Here is a 20,433-nt window from a genome sequence, read left to right on the forward strand (position 1 = left end):
GCAAATATCTGAATGTGTGCCGGCTATTCGTCAAGAAAGCCGTGCTGGTATCCCATGCTGCGCGAAATCGATTTGGCGCACGCCACGACGTCCGGCACGAACTGCTTCATGCGTGCGGGAGTAAGCCGGTCGAGCGGGCCGGAAATCCCGACCGCCGCCACCGGCTGGTCAAGACTGTTGAAGGTCGCGACGGCCAGGCCGCCCACGCCGTCCCGCCATTCGCCGCGATTCACCGCGTATCCGGTGCGGACGATCTTGCGCAGTTCTTCTTTGAGCACAGGCAGCGATGTCAGGGTAACCTTGGTGTGCGTCGCCAGTGCGCTGGCGAAGCGCTCCAGATACCCTTCCGGCTGATAAGCCAGCAAGGCCTTGCCCGTTGCCACCGCGTAGGCGGGCGCGCGGCCGCCCACCATGGAATAGGCGCGTATGGGCTGAGGGCAGTCGATCTTGTCGATGTAGACCACATCGATGCCATCGAGCACCGACAGGTGCACCGTTTCGCCTGTTTTGTCCGCAAGTATGCGCATGGCGGGTGAAGCCAGTTTGCGGACGTCGAGTTGCGCCAGTTGCCGCGCACCCAGTTCGAACAGACGAATCGTGCCGCGGTAGGCACCGCCTTCTTCGTCCTTGATCACGTAGCCGGCATGCACCAGCGTCTGCAGGGTTCGATGTGTGTTGCTGCGGGTAAGGCCGACACGGGCTGCGAGTTCGTCTATGGTTTTAGGCTGGTTTTCGACGTCGGTAACTGCTTCGAGAACCATCAAGCCTTTTAGCAGCGTCTTGTCCATCTACCAGGCTCCTAGAATTCAGAATAAAGAAGATACCATGAATGCCCGCTGATTCCGGAGGTATGCGGCGCTGTCACGCCGCCGTGCGGATCGAGGCCGAGCGGTCCCATAAATTGGGAATGCTTGCCGACGAGTAGCCCGATATGAAGTTCTTGGCCTCGCCGGTGGCCGGATCAAACACACTTCGGGTGATTGCACCGATATTTCCGCCATACAAGTGTATGCTGATCGAAACGGCATCGGCATGCGCATTCCATACTTTATGGATGTCGCCTTCAATAGGCGACAGCTCTTCCACCTTGCCTGGCTCAAGGCGCCGTGCAGCGCCGCATTCACTGTACCCGCCCCTCGCGTTGCGGCGGAAGCGCTGGCTTATTTCCACGCCGCGCAGCATGCCGATATACCCCCAGACAGTGTGATCGTGCACCGGCGTGGACTGTCCGGGACCCCAGACGAAGCTGACCAGCGAGAAACGCTCGAGAGGGTCGCAATGCAAAAGGTATTGCTGGTAGTGCAGGGGATGCGGCGCGCAGCACGTGTCGGGAAGCCAGTCGTCGAATGCGATCAGTTCCCGGAACGCCGCCAGCAGGTCCGGGTGAGGCACATGCTCCGGCGAAGCCTGATCGGCCATGAGCGTGGCCGTGGCCACGAAATTTCGTAAACGGTGGATATTGCCCTGCATAGGAACGCGCTCCTATTTTGTATCCTGGACTCGCACCAGGACCCGGCCCTTGGACAGTTGACCTGCCAGAAGCGGGATGGCAAGATCCGCGGCGCGCTCCAGAGGCACTTCTTCGATCATGCTTTCCAGTTGATCCAGCGGGATTGTCCTGGCCAGATCGCTCCAGGCCGAACGGCGCCGTTCCATCGGGGCGTGAACGCTGTCGACCCCCGCCAACGTGATGCCGCGCAAGATGAAGGGGGCTACGGTTGCGGGAAAGTCCATGCCCTGTGCAAGGCCGCAGGCGGCGACAATACCGTCATAGCGGATGGCGGCGCAGATGTTGGCCAGGGTCTGGCTGCCGACGCTATCGATGGCACCGGCCCAATTTTCCTTTTGCAAAGGCTTGCCCGGCTGGCTGAGCGTTTGGCGGTCGATGATACGGTTGGCGCCCAGGGACGTCAGACGGTCATGCGCGTCCGGGCGGCCGGTGGAAGCGACCACCTCGAAGCCGCGCCGAGCCAGAATTGCAATTGCGGTGCTGCCGACGCCACCGTTGGCGCCTGTCACCAGTATGGGACCGCTTGCGGGAGTCAGGCCGTGTTGCTCGAGCTTGTGCACGCAAAGCATGGCGGTATATCCGGCGGTGCCCAATGCCATGCATTGCCGGGCCGTCAGCCCCGCGGGAACTGGCAGCAGCCATTTTCCGGGAACGCGTGCGATCTCGGCCAGACCGCCCCAGTGCGTTTCGCCCACGCCCCAGCCGTTGAGCAAGACGCTGGTGCCGGCCGCAAAGGCTGGATCGCCGGAATGTTCGACAACGCCGGCGAAGTCTATGCCAGGCACCATCGGGAAGCTGCGCACGACCGGGCCGCGTCCGGTGATCGCCAGGGCGTCTTTGTAGTTGAGCGTCGAGTATTGAATACGCACGGTGACGTCGCCCGCGGGCAACTGATCTTCACTTACTTGAGTGATTGCCGCCTTGGTGGCTTTTTCTTCCTGTGTAAGCAGTAATGCCTTGAACATCGGGCTCTCCTAAACGGTTTGGGTGAATGGGTTCAACGGCCATTGAATTTCGGGGGGCGATTTTCCTTGAAGCTGTTCAGGCCCTCTTGAAAATCCGCGCTTTGGAACACACGTTCGTTTTCCCGCCATGCGTGGCCGGCAGTTTCCACGGGGCTGCGGGGAATGGTGGCGGCAGCGAAGCGTTTGAGCATGCTCATGACCAGGGGCGCATTGTCGGCAAGCCGGCGAGCCAGTTTCATGGCTTCTTCCATATGCTGTCCCGGCGGCACAAGCCGGTTCACCAGCCCTACTTGATAGGCTCGCTCGGCGCTGAGGGGTTCGCCCAGCAGCATCAATTCCATGGCGATCTTGTGCGGTATGCGGGCCGCCAACGATGCAATCATGCCGCCGGCAAATCCCATTTTTGCCTCTGGGTACATAAACCGCGAGTCTTCCGTGGCCACGCACAAATCGCACATTTGCACGAGCACGATTGCGCCGCCGATGCACCACCCGCTTACCGAGGCAATAAGTGGTTTCTCAAGAATGACGCCAACGCCTGGGGTAAAACTGCGGTAGTCGGGCGGAGCTTCGGAGTGCATGTCCTTGCCTGCGGAAAAGGCCTTGTTGCCTACGCCTGTGAGGATACCCACGCGGTCTTCGCTGCTGTCGTTCAGGCGCTGCCAGGCCTGTGCCAGGCCGGCCTCGACTTCGGGGCCGATCGCATTCATGCGGTCGGGGCGGTTTATGGAGATGACGGCAATTCCGTCCTTCGATTCATAGGTGACCGCGTTGTTCACAGCATTTCTCCCAGTTTTTTCCGTAGTTGGTGTTTAAGTACTTTGCCGTTCGGGGCAACAGGCAGCGTTTGCATGAAAAGGATACGCGTCGGCCGTTTGTAAGGGGACAGGCGCGGTGCCAGAAACCGCCGCAAATCGTCCTCGGCAAGCGAGCTGTTGGCGATGGGCTCGACGATGGCGATGATCTCTTCATTGCCGTCGATCATGTAGCCCAGTACGGCCGAATACTGTACCGATGCGTGGGCATTCAAAGCTGTTTCCACCTCCAGCGGAGAGACGTTGAAGCCCGAGTGAATGATCAGGTCTTTGGTTCGGCCTTCGATGTGTATGCGCCCGTCAGGCCTTTGGCTGGCCAAGTCCTGGGTGTTGAACCAGCCGTCGGGCGTCAAGGCCTTGGCGGTCAGGTCGGGCGCGCGGTAGTAGCCTTTCATGACGCAGGGACCGCGTACCCAGAGTTCTCCGACTTCACCGTCGGCCACCTGTTTGCCGGCGGCATTCCATATCCGTACTTCCATGCCGGGGTTGGGCGGCCCCACCGCGCTGTCGGGATTGTCGAGGTCTATTCGTGTCCAGCAAGAGGCCGAGGCTTCCGTCAGCCCGTAGCCGTTATGCAGGGGCAGGCCGAATACCGTTTCGACTTCGGTTTTCAACGCCGGATCAAGGGGCGCGCCGCCTACGGCGATAAAGCGTAGCGATGCATCGATCCGGTGTCCGGGTTCGGCCGATTTGGCCAACTTGGCGAACATTGCCGGCGCGCCTTGCAGAATGGTGATGCCGTCGCGTTGCAGTGCCTGCAGACAGGGCTGAACCGAAAAGCGCGGAATGAGCGTGATGCGCGCGCCCGCCGACAGCGTGCCGATAAGGCCCGAAGACAAACCCATGACATGGGTAATGGGCAGCACGCCATAAACATGGTCGGCTGGCGTCACGCGGCGCAGATCCCTCATCAGCGCACCGATATGCAGCAGGTTGGCATGCGTGAGCATCACTCCTTTGGGTGTGCCGGTGCTGCCTGTGGTGTAGATCAGCGCCGCGACCTGGCGATGGGGCTCCTCATGCACCGGCTCGCGCTCGCAATCGTCATTCAGGGCGCCGAGAGCGATACGGCCGAAAGGCGTTGCCTGGGCTATGGCCCCATGCCGGTCGGCGTGTTCTTGCGCGCTTGAAGAATTGTCGACGACGTAGATGATGCGCCGCGCCTGGGCGTGTTCGCAAACCGCGTCCACCTCGGCGGGAGCCTGCCGGGCGTTCTCGAGCACGGCCCAGGCATTGACCCGTCCGGCGGCCAGGATCAGTACCGCCAGGGCGGCACTGTTTTCACCAATCATGACAACGCGGTCGCCTGGACGAATATTGCTTGCCAGGAGATATCGCCCGGCCTCGTCCACCATTTGCTCCAGCACGCGGTAGTTCCAGCAGACATGCGCATCGGCGATGGCGGTGTTTTCGGGCGTGCTGCGAGCCCAATGTGTGATGCAGTCCGCTAATCGTTGCATGACGGGTTCCTTGCGAAATTACTGCGGGATGACTTTCATTTGCTGGGTGATTTTTTGCCACCGGTCGAGTTCGGCATTGATGTATTGTTTGAAGGCCTGGGGGTTGCTATCGACAGGCGTGGCGCCCAACGATGCAAATACCTGGCGCAGACTCGGGTCTTTCAGCACCACCGCGATTTCGCTGCTCAGCTTGTTGACGATTTCCGGCGGGGTCTTTGCCGGTGCCCATACACCGTACCACGCGGTGACATCGTACGTGGGCAGGGTTTCCGAAATCGCCGGTACGTCGGGCAGGTATGGTGTGCGTTTGGCAGTGGTTACTCCCAGGGCACGGACCTGGCCGGCCTGGATGTAGGGCATCGCTTCATTGGCGAAGAACATGGTGGTCTGGCCGCCGATGGTCGATTGAATGGCCGGCGCACCGCCCTTGAACGGAACATTGATGATCTTCACGTCCGCCAGTATTTTGAACAGCTCGCAGGACAGATAAGGCGATGATCCAATACCCGAGACGGCGCAGCTAAGCGAATTTGGCTTGTCCTTGGCCAGCTTGATCAACTCGGCGATCGATTTTGCGGGTACGGACTTGTTGACGCCGAGATAGTTGGGAACGGAAACGATCTGGGTGACGGGTTCCAGATCGGTGCGGATGTTGTAGATTGGATCTTTGTAAAAGTAGGCATTGAGGACATTGGAAATGCTGCCAAGCAGGAGGGTGTAGCCGTCGGGCTGCGAGCGGCTGACGTGTTGCGAGCCCAGCATGCTGCCTGCGCCTGGCCTGTTCTCGACGACGATGTTCTGGCCCAGCCGGGTCGCCAGTTTGGCGGAAACCGCCCGTCCGAGAATATCGGTTGCTCCGCCGGGCGCATACGGGATGATCATGCGGATGGGTTTGTCGGCAGGCCAGGCTGCCGACGCGCTTGCAGGCCAAAGGATGGATGCGGCGGTAATTGCCGATGCCAGGCCGGCGCTGATGCGGAACACTCTGTTTTTTTTCATGGCTTGTCTCCTCGCCGCCCTGTCAGTGTGGCGGTTTCAGGTTGTTTGAAATGGAGTTGTGTTGCTGCCTGCTTTATTTGTCGAACTGGCCGAACGCTTCGATGGCCCGTACCGAATATACGTATGCGGCGCCGGCATTCAAGGCTACCGCGGTTCCCAGGGCCTCGCTGACTTCCTCGATGGTTGCGCCGGCCTTTTGGGCGGCGGCCGCGTGCGACGAAATGCAGCCGTCGCAACGGGTGGTGACGGCCACGGCCAATGCAATCAGTTCGCGGGTCTTGGCATCCAGGGCCTTGCCCTGGCCGAGCGCTTCGTTCAGCCCCCGGTATGCCGTTACGACGGCGGGATTGCTTTCCGCAAAGGCACTGCCGGCCTTGCGCATATTGGTCAGCGTGTCTACCCAGTTGTTCATCATGAGAATCTCCTAGTGCGAGGGAATAATGGTTTGGTGAAAAGAGGCCGGAATGTGTGGCTATAGACGCGGCCGGGGTTGAATCAGGCCGCCGCCGGTTTTGGGGGGATGGGCGCGAATGGCGTCTTCGATGGGGTCGGTTCCCCAGCCCGGACGATCGGGAACGATAAGGTGGCCATTCTTGTATTCGGGTGCATGGGTAAACAAGTCGTCGTCCCATTCCAGGCGATCGATGTCGGTCTCCATGATGCGAAAGTTCGGCGTCGCGCAAGCAAAGTGCGCGTTCATCAGGGTGCAGAGGTGGCCGTAGAAATTGTGTGGCGCGATGTTTACCTCGTGGATTTCGGCCAGGTTGGCGATCTTCATCGATTGCCATACGCCGTTCCATACGGCATCCACAATAGCGACATCCACCGCGTTTTTCTGGAAGAAAGGCAGGAATTCGCGCCCGCCGAAAAGGGTTTCGCACGAACTGATCGGATGCGGGCTATGGTTGCGGATGTAGGCCAGGGCATCGGCGCTGTAGCTGTCGATTTCGACCCAGAAGATGTCCTGATCGGCAATCGCGCGCAACAGCTTCAGGTACCCTTCCGTTTTGGCATTGAAATTCAGGTCCAGCAAAATGTCCATGTCGGGCCCCGCTCCATCGCGCAGGGCCTCGATGTTGTCGCGCAGATTGCGGATCACGCGCTTGTCGACATTGAGTTCGGGATAGAAGGGGGCGGCAAAGCCGGGGCGCCAGGCGTGGGCCGGGCCGTCGTCGAACAGGAAGAGATTGGTCTTCAGTGCCGTGAGCCCGCGCTGCCTGGCTTCCGCGCCCATAGCCTGGACGCCGTCGAGATCGGTGACGGGCGGCTTGAAATATTTGGGGTGATTGATGCGCCAGGCGGGGCAGTGCGACCAGTACACGCGCAGCGAATCGCGGATCTTGCCGCCCAGCAATTCGTAGCACGGAACACCCAAGGCCTTGGCCTTGGCGTCCAGCAGCGCATTTTCCAGTGCGCCTATGCCTTCGGCCACCACGCCGCCGGCGGCCGGGCGGGTGCGGCAATATACGTCGGCGTAGAAGGCCTCTTGCCCGGGGAAAGGCTGGTCGATCAGTGTCTTGGACAGCTGCTCGATAACGGCGGTGACGCCCGGAGAGCCGAAGCCTTCGTCATATTCACTCCAGCCGGTCACTCCGGTATCGGTACTGATTTTGACGAAATAGTAATTCCGCCAACCGGCGTCGCAGCAGAGCGTTTCTACTTGGGTAACCTTCACCTGGCCTCTCCTTGATTTGGCAAAGTGCCGCCGGCGCCACGGGATTGGCGCCGCGGCTTTTAAATGACCTGGTTGCGCAGCGGCATCTCTCTGGATTCCAGGCGGTGCATGTTCTCGATCAGCAAATCGACCACACGGCGTTCGTACAGGCGCATGTTTCCCGCTGTATGCGGCGTGATGACGACGTTTTCCATATCCCACAACGGACTTTCGTGGCTTAGCGGCTCGGCGGCAAAGCAATCGAGGCCTGCGCCGGCGATCTGTCCGTCGGCCAATGCGGTGATGAGCGCCGATTCATTCACGACCAGGCCGCGACTGGTGTTGATCAGACAGGCCGTGCGCGGCAACAGGGCCAGCCGTTCCGCGTTGATCATGCCGCGAGTTTCTTCCGTCAGGGGACATGTCAGGGCGAGCACATCCGCCTGCGGCAGCAGGGTATCCAGGCGCTCCGGGGGAATCACGAGATCCACATCGGGCATTGGCGCGCCGATGTTCCTGCGCACGCCGATTACGCGCATGCCGAAAGCCTTGGCCAAAGTGGCCAGCCGCGCCCCGATGGCCCCCAGGCCGATTATGAGCATGGTTTTGCCATGCAGCTCCTGCTCGCGGGCATCTATCGGCAGAGCCCGCATTTGCCAACTGTGCCGGGCTTGATTGCGATGCGCCAGATTCAGATTGCGTGTCAAGGTCAGCAACAGACCCATGGCATGTTCCGAAACGGCATGCACATTGATGCCTTGCGCGCTGGCGAGCCGCACGCCATGACGGCCGATACGCGCCGTGTCGAATTGTTCGGTTCCCGATGATGAGGCCTGGATGAATCGTAATTTCGGAGCGAGGTCCAGCAGGGCATCGGTCCAGATTCGGGCGGTAACTAGGATGTCCACGCTTGCAATACGCGCTTGCAGTTCTGCAAGTGTTTCGGCCTGGAAGCAGTCATGTCCTGTGCCGCGCCCTGCGAACTCTTCGGCAAAGCGGAATGCCGGGTGAGCGAAGCCTATGGTCAGCGCAGGCATTTTTAACCTGGCTGACCGGCGCTGCCGCAGGGTATTGCTACCGCCATGGCATCACCGCGATACGGGACAAGAGTCGACGAAATTTCATCCATCCAATTTCCTTTCCGATGCGGCTGGGTGCGGGTTCGCTGATAGATTATTAAATCCTAATATTCAGGATTTAATAATCTTAATTTGGGAATTGAAATATATTAACGGAATGAAATGAAGAAAGAAAGCAGATTCTTCGGCTTGTATCGATTACTTTGTGCTTACCTTATATCTGCAAGGAATGAAGGTGATGCGCAGGAAAAGAGTGATGAAATCATCGTGCCGCGGATTGGTGCGTTCATCCTGGCGATGATTTCAGCGTCTGGCGGGGGTATGGTTTACTGAATCGTGGCTTCCCGTATTTTGATTTTTTAAATTCATATTATGGGACTTTCGCAGAAGTCAGCCGACTATTCGAGCCTGTGCTCCAAATTCACCGAGGGGCGCTTGCAAGGCATTGCGGTGCCCGCTTGGATAATGGCGCTAGAGAACTTTCGGTTCAAGTGCTTAAGGCATTGAGCGCGTTTTAGTCACTTTCGTTTCGAGTCGTTTTAGGCTTATGCGGCTTTGGACTGTGTTGTCTGTGTGCGCGATCGTATCTCTATTAAGACGCCGCAGGGTGGGCGGTGCTGTGCAGTCCGGCACGTCCAGCGGTCGTGGTGCTGCGCACCCCGACTGCCCGGGTCTGCCTCGTCCAGGCGGGCGTCGGGCCAACTCGCGTCGCCCCGCGCTGCGGGTCGCCACTCAAACAGGGCCCGCCGAAAGCCCCCGCCTTCCCTTCGTCAGCACCCGGCGCTGGACTACCGCCGGACTGCACAGCACCGCCCACCCTGCGGCTGCGTGACGGGCTTGCATAGAGAGAGAGGCATTGGGGTCATGCACCGAGAGAAACGTTGAGGTCATGCATCGAGGTATACGTTGAGGCGGGCAAGCTCATTCCAGGCATGCCATTACGTGAGCCGTCTATCGGGGCTTGGGGTCAGGACCGGCGTAAGGCGTGCGCCGGATGCTACCGTAGGGAAGGCGGGGGCCTTCGGCGGGCCATGTTTGAGCGCAGCCGCGCCAGCGGCGTAGCGAGTTTGGCCCGACGCCCGCCTGGACGAGGTAGATCCGGATCCAGCACGCCGTGCCGGGCCTGACCCCAAGCCCCGATAGACGGCGTCTTTATATACCAAACCGTAAATACCAAAGCGACCAAAACATCGAATGCCATAAACACTCGAACAAAAAATGCTCTAACTCGGCTATTCTAGGTGCGTTTAGCTGGGTGTAGAGATAAGGCCCGCGCGGTCGCTCGCCTGGCGCGCTTCAATCGGACCACATCATGTATTTCGACGCCAAACTCTGGGCCATGACACAGGGCATACGGCTGCGCATTATGTTTTGCGCGTTGCTGGGAGTGCTGGGACTTGCCGCCGGGATTGCCCGGTTTGCACTGCTGGGGCAGTTCCTGGCACGGCTGTTTGCCGGTGCCGGCATCCAGGGCCTCTGGCCGCCGCTGGCCGGCGCGGTCGCCGCCATCCTGTTGCGCGGCGCATTCGAACACGCGCTGAATACCTTGGCCAACCGCAATGCTGCCCGTATTCAGGAAACCTTGCGCGCCCAGCTCCACGACAAGATCGTGGAACTGGGGCCGGCCTGGTTTGGCGGCCAACGTACGGGCGGAGTGATGCTGGCTGTCGTGGACGGTGTGGAGCAACTGCAGGTATTTTTTGGGCGCTACCTGCCGCAGTTGTTTGTGGCCGCCTGCGCGCCGCTCATGATTTTTGCCTTTATCGCGTGGTGGGACTGGCCTGTGGCGACGGTGCTGCTGGTAGCGGCCTTGATTACGCTCGTCCTGCCTCTGTTGTCGCATCGCGGCAACCGTGACGCCGCGCAAGGCCGCCAACAAGCCTTCAAAGTGTTTGGCGAAGAGTTCCTGGATGCCATGCAGGGTCTGCCCACGCTGAAATCGTTCGGGCAAAGCCGCGCCTGGGGCGAGCGCCTGGCCACGCGAGCTCGGGCCCTGTCCGACAATACATTCAAAGTGCTGGGCCGCGAGGTGTCCACGCGTTTCGTGACTGACCTGGGCATTACGCTGGGCGCCGCCGCCGCATTGGCGACTGGAGCGTGGCGTGTGTCGCAGGGCGAGATGACGCTGGCCGCGCTATTGGTCGTGCTGATGGCCGGCACGGAAATTTTCCGTCCGCTGCGCGACTTGAGGTCCGTGATACATAGCGGCATGGTTGGACAGTCGGCGGCAGCCAGCGTGCATGAGCTATTGGAAGCTACCAGCTCGGCGCCTCAGTGTGCCGCGGCGGCGCCCGGCCCGCGGCATGTCGACGGCGGATTGTCGATCGACTTCAAGGATGTGAAGTTCTCGTACCCGGGCGGCCGCCTGGCCACGCATGCTGGCCTGAGCTTTTCGGTGGCGCCCGGCGAGCGAGTCGGCATTGTCGGCCCCAGCGGCGCCGGCAAGTCATCGCTTGTGCGCTTGCTGCTGCGCCTGCACGATCCGCAAGGCGGTGTGGTCGAATTGAATGGCGCCGACCTGCGCACGCTGGACCCTAATGCAGTACGGGCGCAGATTTCGGTGGTGGCGCAAGACAGTATGCTGTTCCATGGGACGGTGGAGGAAAACCTGCTTCTGGCAAGGCCCGGCGCCACGCGCGCGCAAATGGAGGCGGCGGCCCGCGCCGCCAACGCCCACGATTTCATCCAGGCCCTGCCGCAAGGCTATGACACTGTGCTGGGCGAGCGCGGGACCCAGTTGTCGGGCGGCCAGCGCCAGCGCCTGACGATTGCCCGTGCTTTGTTGCGCGATACGCCTGTGTTGATTCTTGACGAGGCCTTATCTTCGGTGGATGCCGAGAACGAGGCCGAGATTCAGGAGGCATTGGAGCGCCTCAGTCGTGGCCGCACCACGCTGGTCCTGGCGCACAGGTTGTCCAGTGTTATCAATGCCGATCGCATTCTGGTGCTGGACGGCGGCCGTATCGTCGAAACCGGTACGCATGCCTTGCTGATGGCCGGCGACACCCTGTACCGGCGTCTGATGGGTGCGCAGGACGGCGGCATGCTGGAGTCGAACGGGCCGCGAGAGCGCTCCTCTGCGGCCGAGCCCGGACCCGCCGCCGTCGACGGCGAGCGCCTTGTCGCAACGCCGTTGGATGCGCAGGCCCGGCAGATCGGCATGCGCAAAGTGCTGGGCACGCTGCTGGATATTATCCGCCCGTGGCGTCGGGACTTTGCCATTACGGTGGTCTGCGGCATTGGTCGCGTGGCGGCTTTCATTGGCGTGTCGGTCCTGAGCGCGGCGATTATTGTCCAGCTCAAGAACGGCATGCCCTACGGCGCGCTGCTGGCGGCACTGTTTGCCGCGGCTGTTGCGGCCGCCCTGCTGCACTGGATCGAGTCGTGGCTGGCGCATGCCATTGCCTACCGCCTGTTGGCGGAATTGCGCATTGCTCTTTATGACAAGCTGGAGGCGCTGGCGCCGTCATATCTGTTGCGGCGTCGCTCCGGCGATTTGGTTGGCTTGGCCACGCAGGATGTGGAAACGGTCGAGTATTTTTTTGCCCATACGGTTGCACCGGCGTTTGTGGCGGTGCTGGTGCCCACGGTGGTGCTGCTCATTCTGGGGGTTGTCGGGTGGCCCCTGCTGCTGGCGCTATTGCCTTTTCTGGCATGGGCCGCGGCATCGCCCATCCTTAGCCGGGCGCGTATCGATGCCATGGGGAGCCAGGCGAGGCAGGCTCTGGGGTTATTGAGCGCCAACCTGGCGGAAACCATTCAGGGCCTGCCCGATCTGCTGGCCTTTTCGGCTACGGACCGGCGCCGGGAGAGGTTTTTGCTCATGGTCGGCGATTACCAGAAGGTGCGATTGGCGCTGCTTGCGGACCTATCGCGCCAGGGCGCGCTGTTGGAGATCGCAACAGGCTTGGGTGGATTGTCCGTGGCCGCGGTCGGCGCGTGGTGGGTGACGCAAGGCCAACTGGCCGCCGGCGTATTGCCGCTATTGATTCTGCTGTCCAGCGCGGCCTTTCTGCCCGTGTCGGAAATCGCCCAGGTCAGCCGCCAATTGGCCGACACGCTGGCTTCCACGCGCCGGCTGCGTGCTGTGCACGACGAGCCTCTTGCCATTGTAGGTGGTGCCAAAGCGCCGCCCGTGCAGGTCGGCGGCCTGCCCCTGTCGTTCGAACGCGTCTCCTTTACCTATCCCGGCCGCCATGATCCTGCCTTGGACAAGGTAAGCCTCGACCTTGCGGCGGGTGCCACGCTGGCCGTGGTTGGCCCGTCGGGCGCCGGAAAAAGCACCTTGGCCAGCCTGCTGCTGCGCTTTTGGGATCCGGCCAGCGGCGCGCTGCGCATCGATGGGGTGGACTTGCGCGAATTGACGCTGGAAGCGCTCTACGCCCGCATCGCCCTGGTGGCGCAAGACACGTGGCTGCTGAACGGCACCCTGGAAGACAATATCCGCCTGGCCCGTCCAGATGCCAGCGGCACCGATGTGGCGCTGGCAGTGGAGCGCGCGGTATTGGCCGACTTTGTCGCGGCGCTGCCCGAGGGTTTGGCAACCCGGGTCGGCGAACGCGGCGTGGCCTTGTCTGGAGGGCAGCGCCAGCGTATTGCCATCGCCCGGGCGTTCTTGCGCGATGCACCCATACTCATCCTCGACGAAGCCACCTCGCATCTGGACGCCATCAGCGAAACTCAGGTGCACGAAGCGCTGACCCGCCTCATGCGCCATCGCACCACGCTGATCATCGCACATCGCCTGTCCACCATCCGCCAGGCTGATGCCATTGCCGTCGTCGACCGCGGCCGCATCGTGGAATGCGGCACGCATGCGCAGTTGCTGGCGCGGAATGGCGCATACGCTCATCTGGTGGGGCGGCAGTTGGCGGCTGCGCGGCGAGTGGCGTAACGGACGGAAGGACGCGCGATTATCCGTCGCTCCACTCGCCGCGCAATTCGCTGTCCCGAAGCAGGCGCAGCAGGGTTTCGGCGGGCAGGCTCAAGTGCTTGGCGCCCAGGGCGATGAATTCGACTTCCGGTAGGGCCGGCAACGCCGAGCTGTTCAGTGGCGGCGCCAGGCCCCGTCCCGTCAGGAAATGCGGACGCACGGTAAGGCCGAGTCCGGCGCGCGCTGCCGCGATGCAGCCGGCATGAGAACTGCTCGTGCAGACGATTTGCCATCTTGCTCCGGCTTTGGCCAGTACGTCGAGCACAATGGCGCGCGTCACGCTGGGCTCGGCTGCCAGCACCAGCGGCAGCGCTTGCTCCATGTCCACCTCGGTGTCCGGCTTGGCCAACCATTCGAGCTGGCTGTTGAACAATGCGATCCCACGCGGCATGCCCGCGCGCCGCTTGCCGATCAGCAGGTCGATGGTACCGGCGTTGAGCAGCCCGTAAAGCTGTCCCGCCATGCCGATGGTGATTTGCAGCTCCACGTCGGGATGCGCGTTGCGGAAGGCGGCCAGCAGGCTGGGCAGCGGCCCTAGCGCGATGTCGTCCGATGAGCCCAGCCGCACCCGGCCCCGCAGCCTGGGCGAGCGGAACTGCGATTCGGCATGGGCCATGGCTTTCAGAATCATGCGTGCATGGATGAGCATCGCTTCGCCGTCGGGCGTGAGCGCGAGCGAATGGGTATCGCGGATCAGCAGCCGCCGGCTTATGCTGTCTTCGAGCCGGCGTACATGTTCACTGACACTCGATTGCGTGATGCCGAGCTGGCGGCCGGCGTCGGTGAAACTCTGCGAGGTGGCCACGGTCGCGAAGGTGCGGAGCCAGATGGGGTTGAGCATGGGATATTGTTATCGGAAATACCAATGATAGTCAATGCAATAAACGGGCTTCCCGATAAGCATAGCCTTGTTTAAAATTGATTTCCCAAGCACCCTCGCAGCATTTTCCTGCAATGTCCCAAACTTCTCCTCACAGGGCGCTTCTGTGGATAGCCGCCGGCGGCTTCTTCATGCAGACGCTGGACACAACCATCGTCAATACCGCTTTGCCCTCGATCGCCCACAGCCTGGGAGTCCAGCCGCTGGCGACGCAATCCATCATCATTGCCTACACGCTGACAATGGCTCTCTTGACGCCGGCCTCCGGTTGGCTCGCCGACCGCTACGGCTCGCGGCGTGTGTATTTCGTGTCCATCCTGTTGTTCGTCATAGGTTCGCTATGTTGCGCGGGGGCGCATTCCCTGGCGCAACTGGTGGCGGCACGGGTCGTCCAGGGCGCCGGTGGAGCGATGCTGGTGCCGATCGGCCGGCTTGTCGTGCTGCGCGCCATCAGGGGCGAGGCTTATGTCGCGGCCCTCGCGATGATTTCCGTGGCCGGGCAGGTGGGGCCTATTCTGGGTCCCACTATGGGCGGCTGGTTTGTCCAGGACTTCTCCTGGCATCTGATCTTTCTTATCAATGTGCCTATCGGCCTGGCCGGCATGATGGCCGTGCGCCGCTTCCTGCCCAGCGACGCCGTGTCCGGCGCTCCCTCGTTCGATTTTATCGGCTGTGGCTTGCTGTCCCTGTGCATGGTGGCGTTTTCGCTCGCGGTCGAAAGCCCCGTGCACGATCACAAATTGCTCATTTCGGGAGCCTTGCTCGCGCTCAGCGCGGCCGCCGCGCTGGCGTATATTCCCCATGCGCGGCACCGGAAAAATCCGCTCTTCCGGCTGATGCTGTTCCGCGAGCCCAATTTCAGTGTTGGGCTGATGGGCAACCTGGTGTGCCGGGTTGGCTCCAGCGCGGTACCCTTCCTGCTGCCCTTGCTGCTGCAGTTGCATTTGGGCTACAGCCCCCTGCATTCCGGCCTGATGCTGCTGCCGGCGGCGATTGCGGGAACCATCGCGAAAAGCTGGATTGCGCCGCTGATCAAGCGCTATGGCTACGATGCGTTCCTGATCTGGAATACGGTGCTCGTCGGAGCCTCGATAGCCGGTTTCGCGACCTTCTCGGCAAGGACTCCTCTGGCGCTGGAAATTGCCATCCTGGTGCTTTTCGGCGCCTGTAATTCCATGCAATATGCCGCCATGAACGGAGTTACGCTCAAGGGCCTGTCCAGCAAGGATGCGGGTGCAGGCAACAGTTTGTTCTCGATGGTGCAGATGCTGGCCATGGGCCTGGGCGTATCGATGGGCGGCGGCCTGGTTTCGATATTCTCCGGCCTGGGCCTGGAGGCGGCATTCCGGATCACATTCATTAGCGTGGGCCTCGTCACGCTGGCCTCGGCCCTGGTGTTCCGGCATCTCGAGGCGCCGCAGCTGGAGCCGCAGGCGGTCTAGGTAGCCGCCGTGCAGGCAGTTTGAATCGCAGTGCTCCCCAGACAAAAGGAAACACAATGCAGTCGTATGGAATCAGAACGATAGACACGCGCACATCGCTGGAATTGCGTGAATTAGCCATACCGGAACCAGGGCCGAACCAGGTGCTGATTCGCGTGCGCGCGGCAGGTCTGAACCGCGGCGAATTGATGGCTGGCCATGGCCAGCACGACAAGTCCGACACGGTCAAGGCGGCCGGCCATGAAGGCGCCGGCGATGTCGTGAAGCTTGGCCCGGCAGTGGAGTGCCTAAAGGTGGGTGATCGTGTCATGGGCCGCTGCCGCGGCGCCTTTTCTGAATACTCCCTGATGGAAACGGCCGACACCATGAAGGTGCCCGACAATTTGTCCTGGGAGGAGGCTGCGGCTATCCCGCTGGCATTCATGGTGGTCTATGACATGCTCGTCGTGCAGGGACGATTGGCCGCCGGCCAGTGGCTGCTGGTAACCGGCGTGTCGTCGGGCGTGGGCGTAGCGGCGCTGCAAACCGCCAAGGCGTTGGGGGCTAGAGTAATCGGCACGTCAGGGTCGGCCAACAAAATTGGCCGGCTGAAGGACCTTGGACTGGATCTTGGCCTATGCACCCGGCATGCCGATTTCCACGATGCCGTGATGGAAGCCACCCAAGGCAAGGGAGCCGATCTTGTCGTGAACGCCGTAGGAGGCACCATGTTCGAGGAATGTATCCGCACGCTGGCTTTCGAAGGGCGCCTGGGCATAGTTGGGCATGTCGACGGAGTATTGAAAAGCGAAATCGATATCGCCGCCCTGCATTCGAAGCGCCTGACGGTCTTCGGCGTTTCCAGCAGGCTGCGCGGGCCCGCGCAGCGTCTGCCTCTTGTCGAGGGTTTTGTCGCCGATATCCTGCCGATGTTCGCCGACGGCCGCATTCGACCGATGATCGACAAGATCTATCCATTCGATCAGCTGGAGGCGGCGAAGGCCTATATGGAAGCGAATCTGCATGTGGGAAAGATAGTCGTGTCGGTTTGCGCCTGATCCGTAATGAGTTGGGCTTCCTGCTTTACTCTCCCGAAGCAGGGCCTCTGACGGGCTTGAAAATACCTTGCGCCGTTGCAATCGTGCCATCGGCTACACATATTTCACCGTCCAGAAATAGTAAGGAGCGGGTTGCTCGTACCACCCGTCCGCTCGCAATCATAAAGTCACCCAGTCTCGCGGCGTCGATAAAATTGATGTTCAACTGCATGGTTAAACAGGGCGTATGGCTGGTATGCTGCCACGCCAGGGCGCTTAGCGCCTGATCCATCAAGGTGGTGATTGCGCCGCCGTGAACCATCTTTGCCGCATTGAGGTGGGCATCGCGCATCATGAGCCCATATTGCCAGCGGCCAGCGATTTGCCTGCTCAGCAGCGGGCCCAGCGTCCCCATCAACCCGTCGTGCTTGTGTTCGCGCCAGCCGGAAAGATCAATATCCAAGCGTATGACCCCGCATATCAGTCTTGAGGATACAGCAATGCCGAGATGCGGCTGGCGTGTTCTTTGAGATCATGGATCAGTGTCTTGATCTTTTCTTCGGATATCTGATTCATTATCGTGGCGACAACGAGCGTATGTGAAATATGCTGGTTGCCGTCGAGTATGGGGACGGCGATCAGCGTAATGCCTGCGATGTAACGGCCATTGTCCATGCTGAACCCCGCGCGCCTGGCCGACCCGACTTCCTTTCGCCATGTGGCCATGGTGATGGGCTTCTGCCAGCGCAGCGAGGCGAATTGCTTTTCGATCTCTTCCTGGGGCGCCGCGCCAAAAGCGGCCACAAGGCGCCCAGTTGCGCTGATCAGCCCCGGAAAACGACTGCCCACGTCGACATGCAGCCTGAATGGCTGGGACGAACGCGACAGCGCCGTGACGACCATTTGCCTGATGTCCACCACCTCGACGCCAATGGCGGTCACTCCCCATTGCTCCGAAATCTGATCGAGCGTGGGTTGCACGACCTGGGCAAACGAGTTGGTTTCCATCACACTTCGGGCCAGCACCAGCATGCCGGTTCCCAGGCGATACCGCTTTGAAGCGCCGTCGAACGCCAGCAATTTCTCGGCGACCAGCACCCGCAGAATATGGAGGCATGTACTTGGAACGAGATCCAGTGCCTGTGCGATGCTTTTGACGTTCATGGGCTCTTTAGTCTTGCCCAACAAGCGCAATATGGCGATGGCGCGCGACACCGCGGGTACGGGCCGAATGCGTTGCGGCGCTCGCGCAGGTTCGATGATTTTTGATTTGACATCCATAATAGGACGCATCATAAACCATGTAGCCCGCTCGGCGTTCAGTCGAATTTTATTCCCGCCCGCTGAATGATTGGACCCCATTTTTCCTGTTCCGATGTTGTAAATTTTGCCAGATAGTCAGGAGATCCACCGCCAGGCTCATATCCCAATTCCAGCAGGCGCTTTCTGGTTTCCGGTCGATGAAGAAACGTCTGGAGAGTCTTGTTAATAATGTTGATGGCCTCCTTCGGAGTTCCCTTGGGGGCGTATAGTGCATTCCAGGCGATGACCTCGAACCCTTTCACACCCTCGCTGGCCACCGTTGGCACGTTGGGAAGCAGCTCGGTTTTCTTGAGACTGGTCACGGCGATCGGCACCAGCATCTTGGATTCGATCATTGATCTCGCGGCGGAGATCGTGTCGATCGAAATGGCTATTTGGCCGCCAATCAGATTGGATGTTGCCGTGGAAGAACCCTTGTAGGGCACACCGAACAAAGGGGCTCCAGTCTTTTCTTTCAGCAGTTCATAGACCAAACGCGCGGTAGTGCTGGGCATACCGATGTCGGCGTCGCGCTTGGAGGACGCTGCGCTTTGGAGGATGTCTTGCACCGTCTTGAGCTTCGACCCAGGGGTTGTGAGAAGTACCATGGGAAACGTGCCGACGAGTATGACGGCATCAAAGTCTTTAATGGCGTTGTAGCCTGGCGAAGAGTACAGGAACTGGTTGAGGCTGTGCGTGGCATTGGTTCCCATGATTAATGTATAGCCATCGGGTGCCGCGTGTGCCACAAGATGGGAGCCGATGTTGCCGCCGGCACCGCCCCGGTTTTCGACAATGAATGGTTGTTTCAGTGTCTGGCTCAGGTAATCGGCGAAGTAACGTGCAGCAATGTCGGTGCCTTGGCCGGGTTGATAAGGCACGATGATCTTGACGGGCTTTTCGGGGTAAGCGGCAAAGGCGGCTAGTGAAGCGGCCGCCAGGGCAATGCCCAGGATCGACGCAAATATTTTTGGTTTGTGCATGGCTTGTCTCCTATTGTTTTGTACAGCTGATATTTACATGACTTCTTTGGTGCTCCATCGATACAGATAACGCCGTATGCTGGCACTCTGTGCCAAGCCGCGAGATTTCCTCGCTACATGTCGTGCTCCTGGTGCAGGCTTTGCTCGATCGCCTGGTTAATTTGTGTGTTGTGTTCGCCCAGCGCCGGCGGTTTGCCGCCAGGCCGGCTGCGCGACGCGGATAATTGCACCGGTATGCCCAGGCCTCGGTATGGGGGATGGTCAATCACCATTTGGCGGTGCCGTGTATGGGCCAGTTCCAGTGCTTCGGGTACCGTGTTCACAGGGCCGGCCGGCACGCCATGGCGCATCAGGTTCGTGCATAGCGCCTCTCGTGTTTCTGCTCGAAAAGCCGCTTCGATCTCGGCACGCAACGCGTCCCGGTTCTGCAGCCTCGCGGCGTTCGTGGTGTATTCGGGGTTTTCGGCAAGGTCCTCCCGGTCGAGGCATTTGCACAGCTTGCGAAACTGAGTGTCATTGACGACGGCCAGAAAGATAAGCCCGTCCCGGGTTTCGTAACAGTCGTAAGGCGAGATATTGGGGTGCGCACTGCCCATGCGCACCGGGGTTACACCGGAATGCATCCAGTTCGAGGCCTGGGGCACAAGCAGGCTAATGGCCGAGTCAAATAGCACGGCTTCCACTCTCTGGCCCGTGCCATGGCGCTCCCGCGCATGCAAGGCCATCAGAATGCCTGACAGCGCTGTGTAGGCGGTAAGGTGATCCACCAGCGGGATACCGATACGCGTGGGACCTGTATCAGGACCGCCGTTGATGCTCATCAACCCGCACATGGCTTGCAGTACTGCATCGTAGCCTGGAAGCCCCCCAAGCGGGCCTGTGTCTCCGAACCCGCTGATAGAGCAGTAGATTAGTTTGGGAAGCCGGTCTTTCAGGTCGGCCTCGTAGTCAAGCCGCCACTTATTCATTGTGCCGGGCGTGAAATTCTCGACCAGTACGTCCGCCTGTTCCAGCAGCATCAGCAATGTTTCGCGGCCGTCGTGGCTCGATAGATCGAGCGTGATGGCGCGCTTGCCGCGATTGAGTGCCGTGAAGTAGGCGGCATCTCCGTCGGCATTGAATGGGGGTCCCAACTGCCTGGACTCATCACCAAAAGGCGGCTCTATCTTGATAACATCCGCGCCGTGATCGGATAACATCTGGGTGCACAAGGGGCCCGCAAGCACTCGCGATAAGTCGATTACCCGCAGGTCCGCGAGCGCGCCCGTTGATCTGCGGTCATCGAGCCAAACGGATGCTGCCGTGCATTTAGAGCCCATGGTCATAAGATCGGTTCCAATTAAAGGAAATCGGCCAACGCATTGCTTTTGCCCGCTGCGTCTGTCGGCGCGACGC

Annotated in this window: 18 protein-coding genes; 4 read left to right on the plus strand and 14 right to left on the minus strand. The window is 60.7% G+C overall.

Annotated elements, in window-relative coordinates; all coding sequences use genetic code 11:
* Window positions 1-23: 23 nt before the first annotated feature.
* From ACYVIS_RS08500 to ACYVIS_RS08540, 9 genes are all read right to left on the minus strand, one after another.
* Window positions 24-788, minus strand: coding sequence for an IclR family transcriptional regulator (locus ACYVIS_RS08500; protein ID WP_232741907.1), 765 nt, complete (start codon window positions 786-788; stop codon window positions 24-26).
* Between the two features lie 73 nt (window positions 789-861).
* Window positions 862-1,470 carry a cysteine dioxygenase family protein gene (locus ACYVIS_RS08505; RefSeq protein WP_460873761.1) on the minus strand — a complete coding sequence of 203 codons (609 nt, stop codon included), beginning with the start codon at window positions 1,468-1,470 and terminating at the stop codon, window positions 862-864.
* Window positions 1,471-1,482: 12 nt separating this feature from the next.
* Entirely contained in the window at window positions 1,483-2,475 is a 993-nt protein-coding gene (gene acuI, locus ACYVIS_RS08510; RefSeq protein WP_460873762.1) for an acrylyl-CoA reductase (NADPH), read from the minus strand.
* A gap of 32 nt (window positions 2,476-2,507) precedes the next feature.
* Window positions 2,508-3,254, minus strand: coding sequence for an enoyl-CoA hydratase/isomerase family protein (locus ACYVIS_RS08515; protein WP_232741905.1), 747 nt, complete (start codon window positions 3,252-3,254; stop codon window positions 2,508-2,510).
* Entirely contained in the window at window positions 3,251-4,750 is a 1,500-nt protein-coding gene (locus tag ACYVIS_RS08520; RefSeq protein WP_232741904.1) for a class I adenylate-forming enzyme family protein, read from the minus strand. The genes ACYVIS_RS08515 and ACYVIS_RS08520 overlap by 4 nt, the downstream gene beginning before the upstream one ends.
* 18 nt (window positions 4,751-4,768) lie before the next feature.
* On the minus strand, window positions 4,769-5,749 hold the full coding sequence (locus tag ACYVIS_RS08525; protein ID WP_232741903.1) for a tripartite tricarboxylate transporter substrate binding protein: 981 nt from the start codon (window positions 5,747-5,749) through the stop codon (window positions 4,769-4,771).
* A 73-nt stretch (window positions 5,750-5,822) separates the two neighbouring features.
* Entirely contained in the window at window positions 5,823-6,164 is a 342-nt protein-coding gene (locus ACYVIS_RS08530) for a carboxymuconolactone decarboxylase family protein (protein ID WP_232741902.1), read from the minus strand.
* A 57-nt stretch (window positions 6,165-6,221) separates the two neighbouring features.
* A complete protein-coding gene (locus ACYVIS_RS08535; RefSeq protein WP_232741901.1) occupies window positions 6,222-7,424 on the minus strand; it encodes a mandelate racemase/muconate lactonizing enzyme family protein in 1,203 nt (400 codons plus the stop codon).
* 59 nt (window positions 7,425-7,483) lie between these two features.
* On the minus strand, window positions 7,484-8,440 hold the full coding sequence (locus ACYVIS_RS08540; protein ID WP_460873763.1) for a D-2-hydroxyacid dehydrogenase: 957 nt from the start codon (window positions 8,438-8,440) through the stop codon (window positions 7,484-7,486).
* Window positions 8,441-8,644: 204 nt separating this feature from the next.
* On the opposite strand from ACYVIS_RS08540, the gene ACYVIS_RS08545 reads away from it, so the two are divergent.
* Together ACYVIS_RS08545 and ACYVIS_RS08550 are read left to right on the plus strand one after the other, a co-directional pair.
* Window positions 8,645-8,815 (plus strand): hypothetical protein, encoded by a 171-nt coding sequence (locus ACYVIS_RS08545; RefSeq protein WP_460873764.1) that lies wholly within the window; start codon window positions 8,645-8,647, stop codon window positions 8,813-8,815.
* Between the two features lie 979 nt (window positions 8,816-9,794).
* Window positions 9,795-13,376, plus strand: coding sequence for an ABC transporter ATP-binding protein/permease (locus ACYVIS_RS08550; RefSeq protein ID WP_460873765.1), 3,582 nt, complete (start codon window positions 9,795-9,797; stop codon window positions 13,374-13,376).
* 19 nt (window positions 13,377-13,395) lie between these two features.
* On the opposite strand, the gene ACYVIS_RS08555 is transcribed toward ACYVIS_RS08550, so the two are convergent.
* Window positions 13,396-14,256, minus strand: a complete 861-nt coding sequence (locus ACYVIS_RS08555) for a LysR family transcriptional regulator (RefSeq protein WP_232741898.1) — start codon at window positions 14,254-14,256, stop codon at window positions 13,396-13,398.
* A 113-nt stretch (window positions 14,257-14,369) separates the two neighbouring features.
* On the opposite strand from ACYVIS_RS08555, the gene ACYVIS_RS08560 reads away from it, so the two are divergent.
* Together ACYVIS_RS08560 and ACYVIS_RS08565 are read left to right on the plus strand one after the other, a co-directional pair.
* A complete protein-coding gene (locus ACYVIS_RS08560) occupies window positions 14,370-15,737 on the plus strand; it encodes an MFS transporter (protein WP_460873766.1) in 1,368 nt (455 codons plus the stop codon).
* A gap of 56 nt (window positions 15,738-15,793) precedes the next feature.
* A complete protein-coding gene (locus ACYVIS_RS08565; protein ID WP_460873767.1) occupies window positions 15,794-16,774 on the plus strand; it encodes a zinc-binding dehydrogenase in 981 nt (326 codons plus the stop codon).
* 25 nt (window positions 16,775-16,799) lie between these two features.
* Here ACYVIS_RS08565 and ACYVIS_RS08570 read toward each other — a convergent pair whose 3' ends face one another.
* The 4 genes from ACYVIS_RS08570 to ACYVIS_RS08585 all read right to left on the minus strand — a co-directional run bounded on the left by ACYVIS_RS08570 (window position 16,800) and on the right by ACYVIS_RS08585 (window position 20,363).
* A complete protein-coding gene (locus tag ACYVIS_RS08570; RefSeq protein ID WP_460873768.1) occupies window positions 16,800-17,216 on the minus strand; it encodes a PaaI family thioesterase in 417 nt (138 codons plus the stop codon).
* Between the two features lie 17 nt (window positions 17,217-17,233).
* On the minus strand, window positions 17,234-18,049 hold the full coding sequence (locus tag ACYVIS_RS08575; RefSeq protein ID WP_460873769.1) for an IclR family transcriptional regulator: 816 nt from the start codon (window positions 18,047-18,049) through the stop codon (window positions 17,234-17,236).
* Between the two features lie 23 nt (window positions 18,050-18,072).
* Entirely contained in the window at window positions 18,073-19,038 is a 966-nt protein-coding gene (locus ACYVIS_RS08580; protein WP_460873770.1) for a Bug family tripartite tricarboxylate transporter substrate binding protein, read from the minus strand.
* Between the two features lie 113 nt (window positions 19,039-19,151).
* On the minus strand, window positions 19,152-20,363 hold the full coding sequence (locus ACYVIS_RS08585) for a CaiB/BaiF CoA transferase family protein (RefSeq protein WP_460873771.1): 1,212 nt from the start codon (window positions 20,361-20,363) through the stop codon (window positions 19,152-19,154).
* Between the last annotated feature and the right edge of the window lie 70 nt (window positions 20,364-20,433).

It is taken from the genome of Paralcaligenes ginsengisoli, assembly GCF_054781135.1.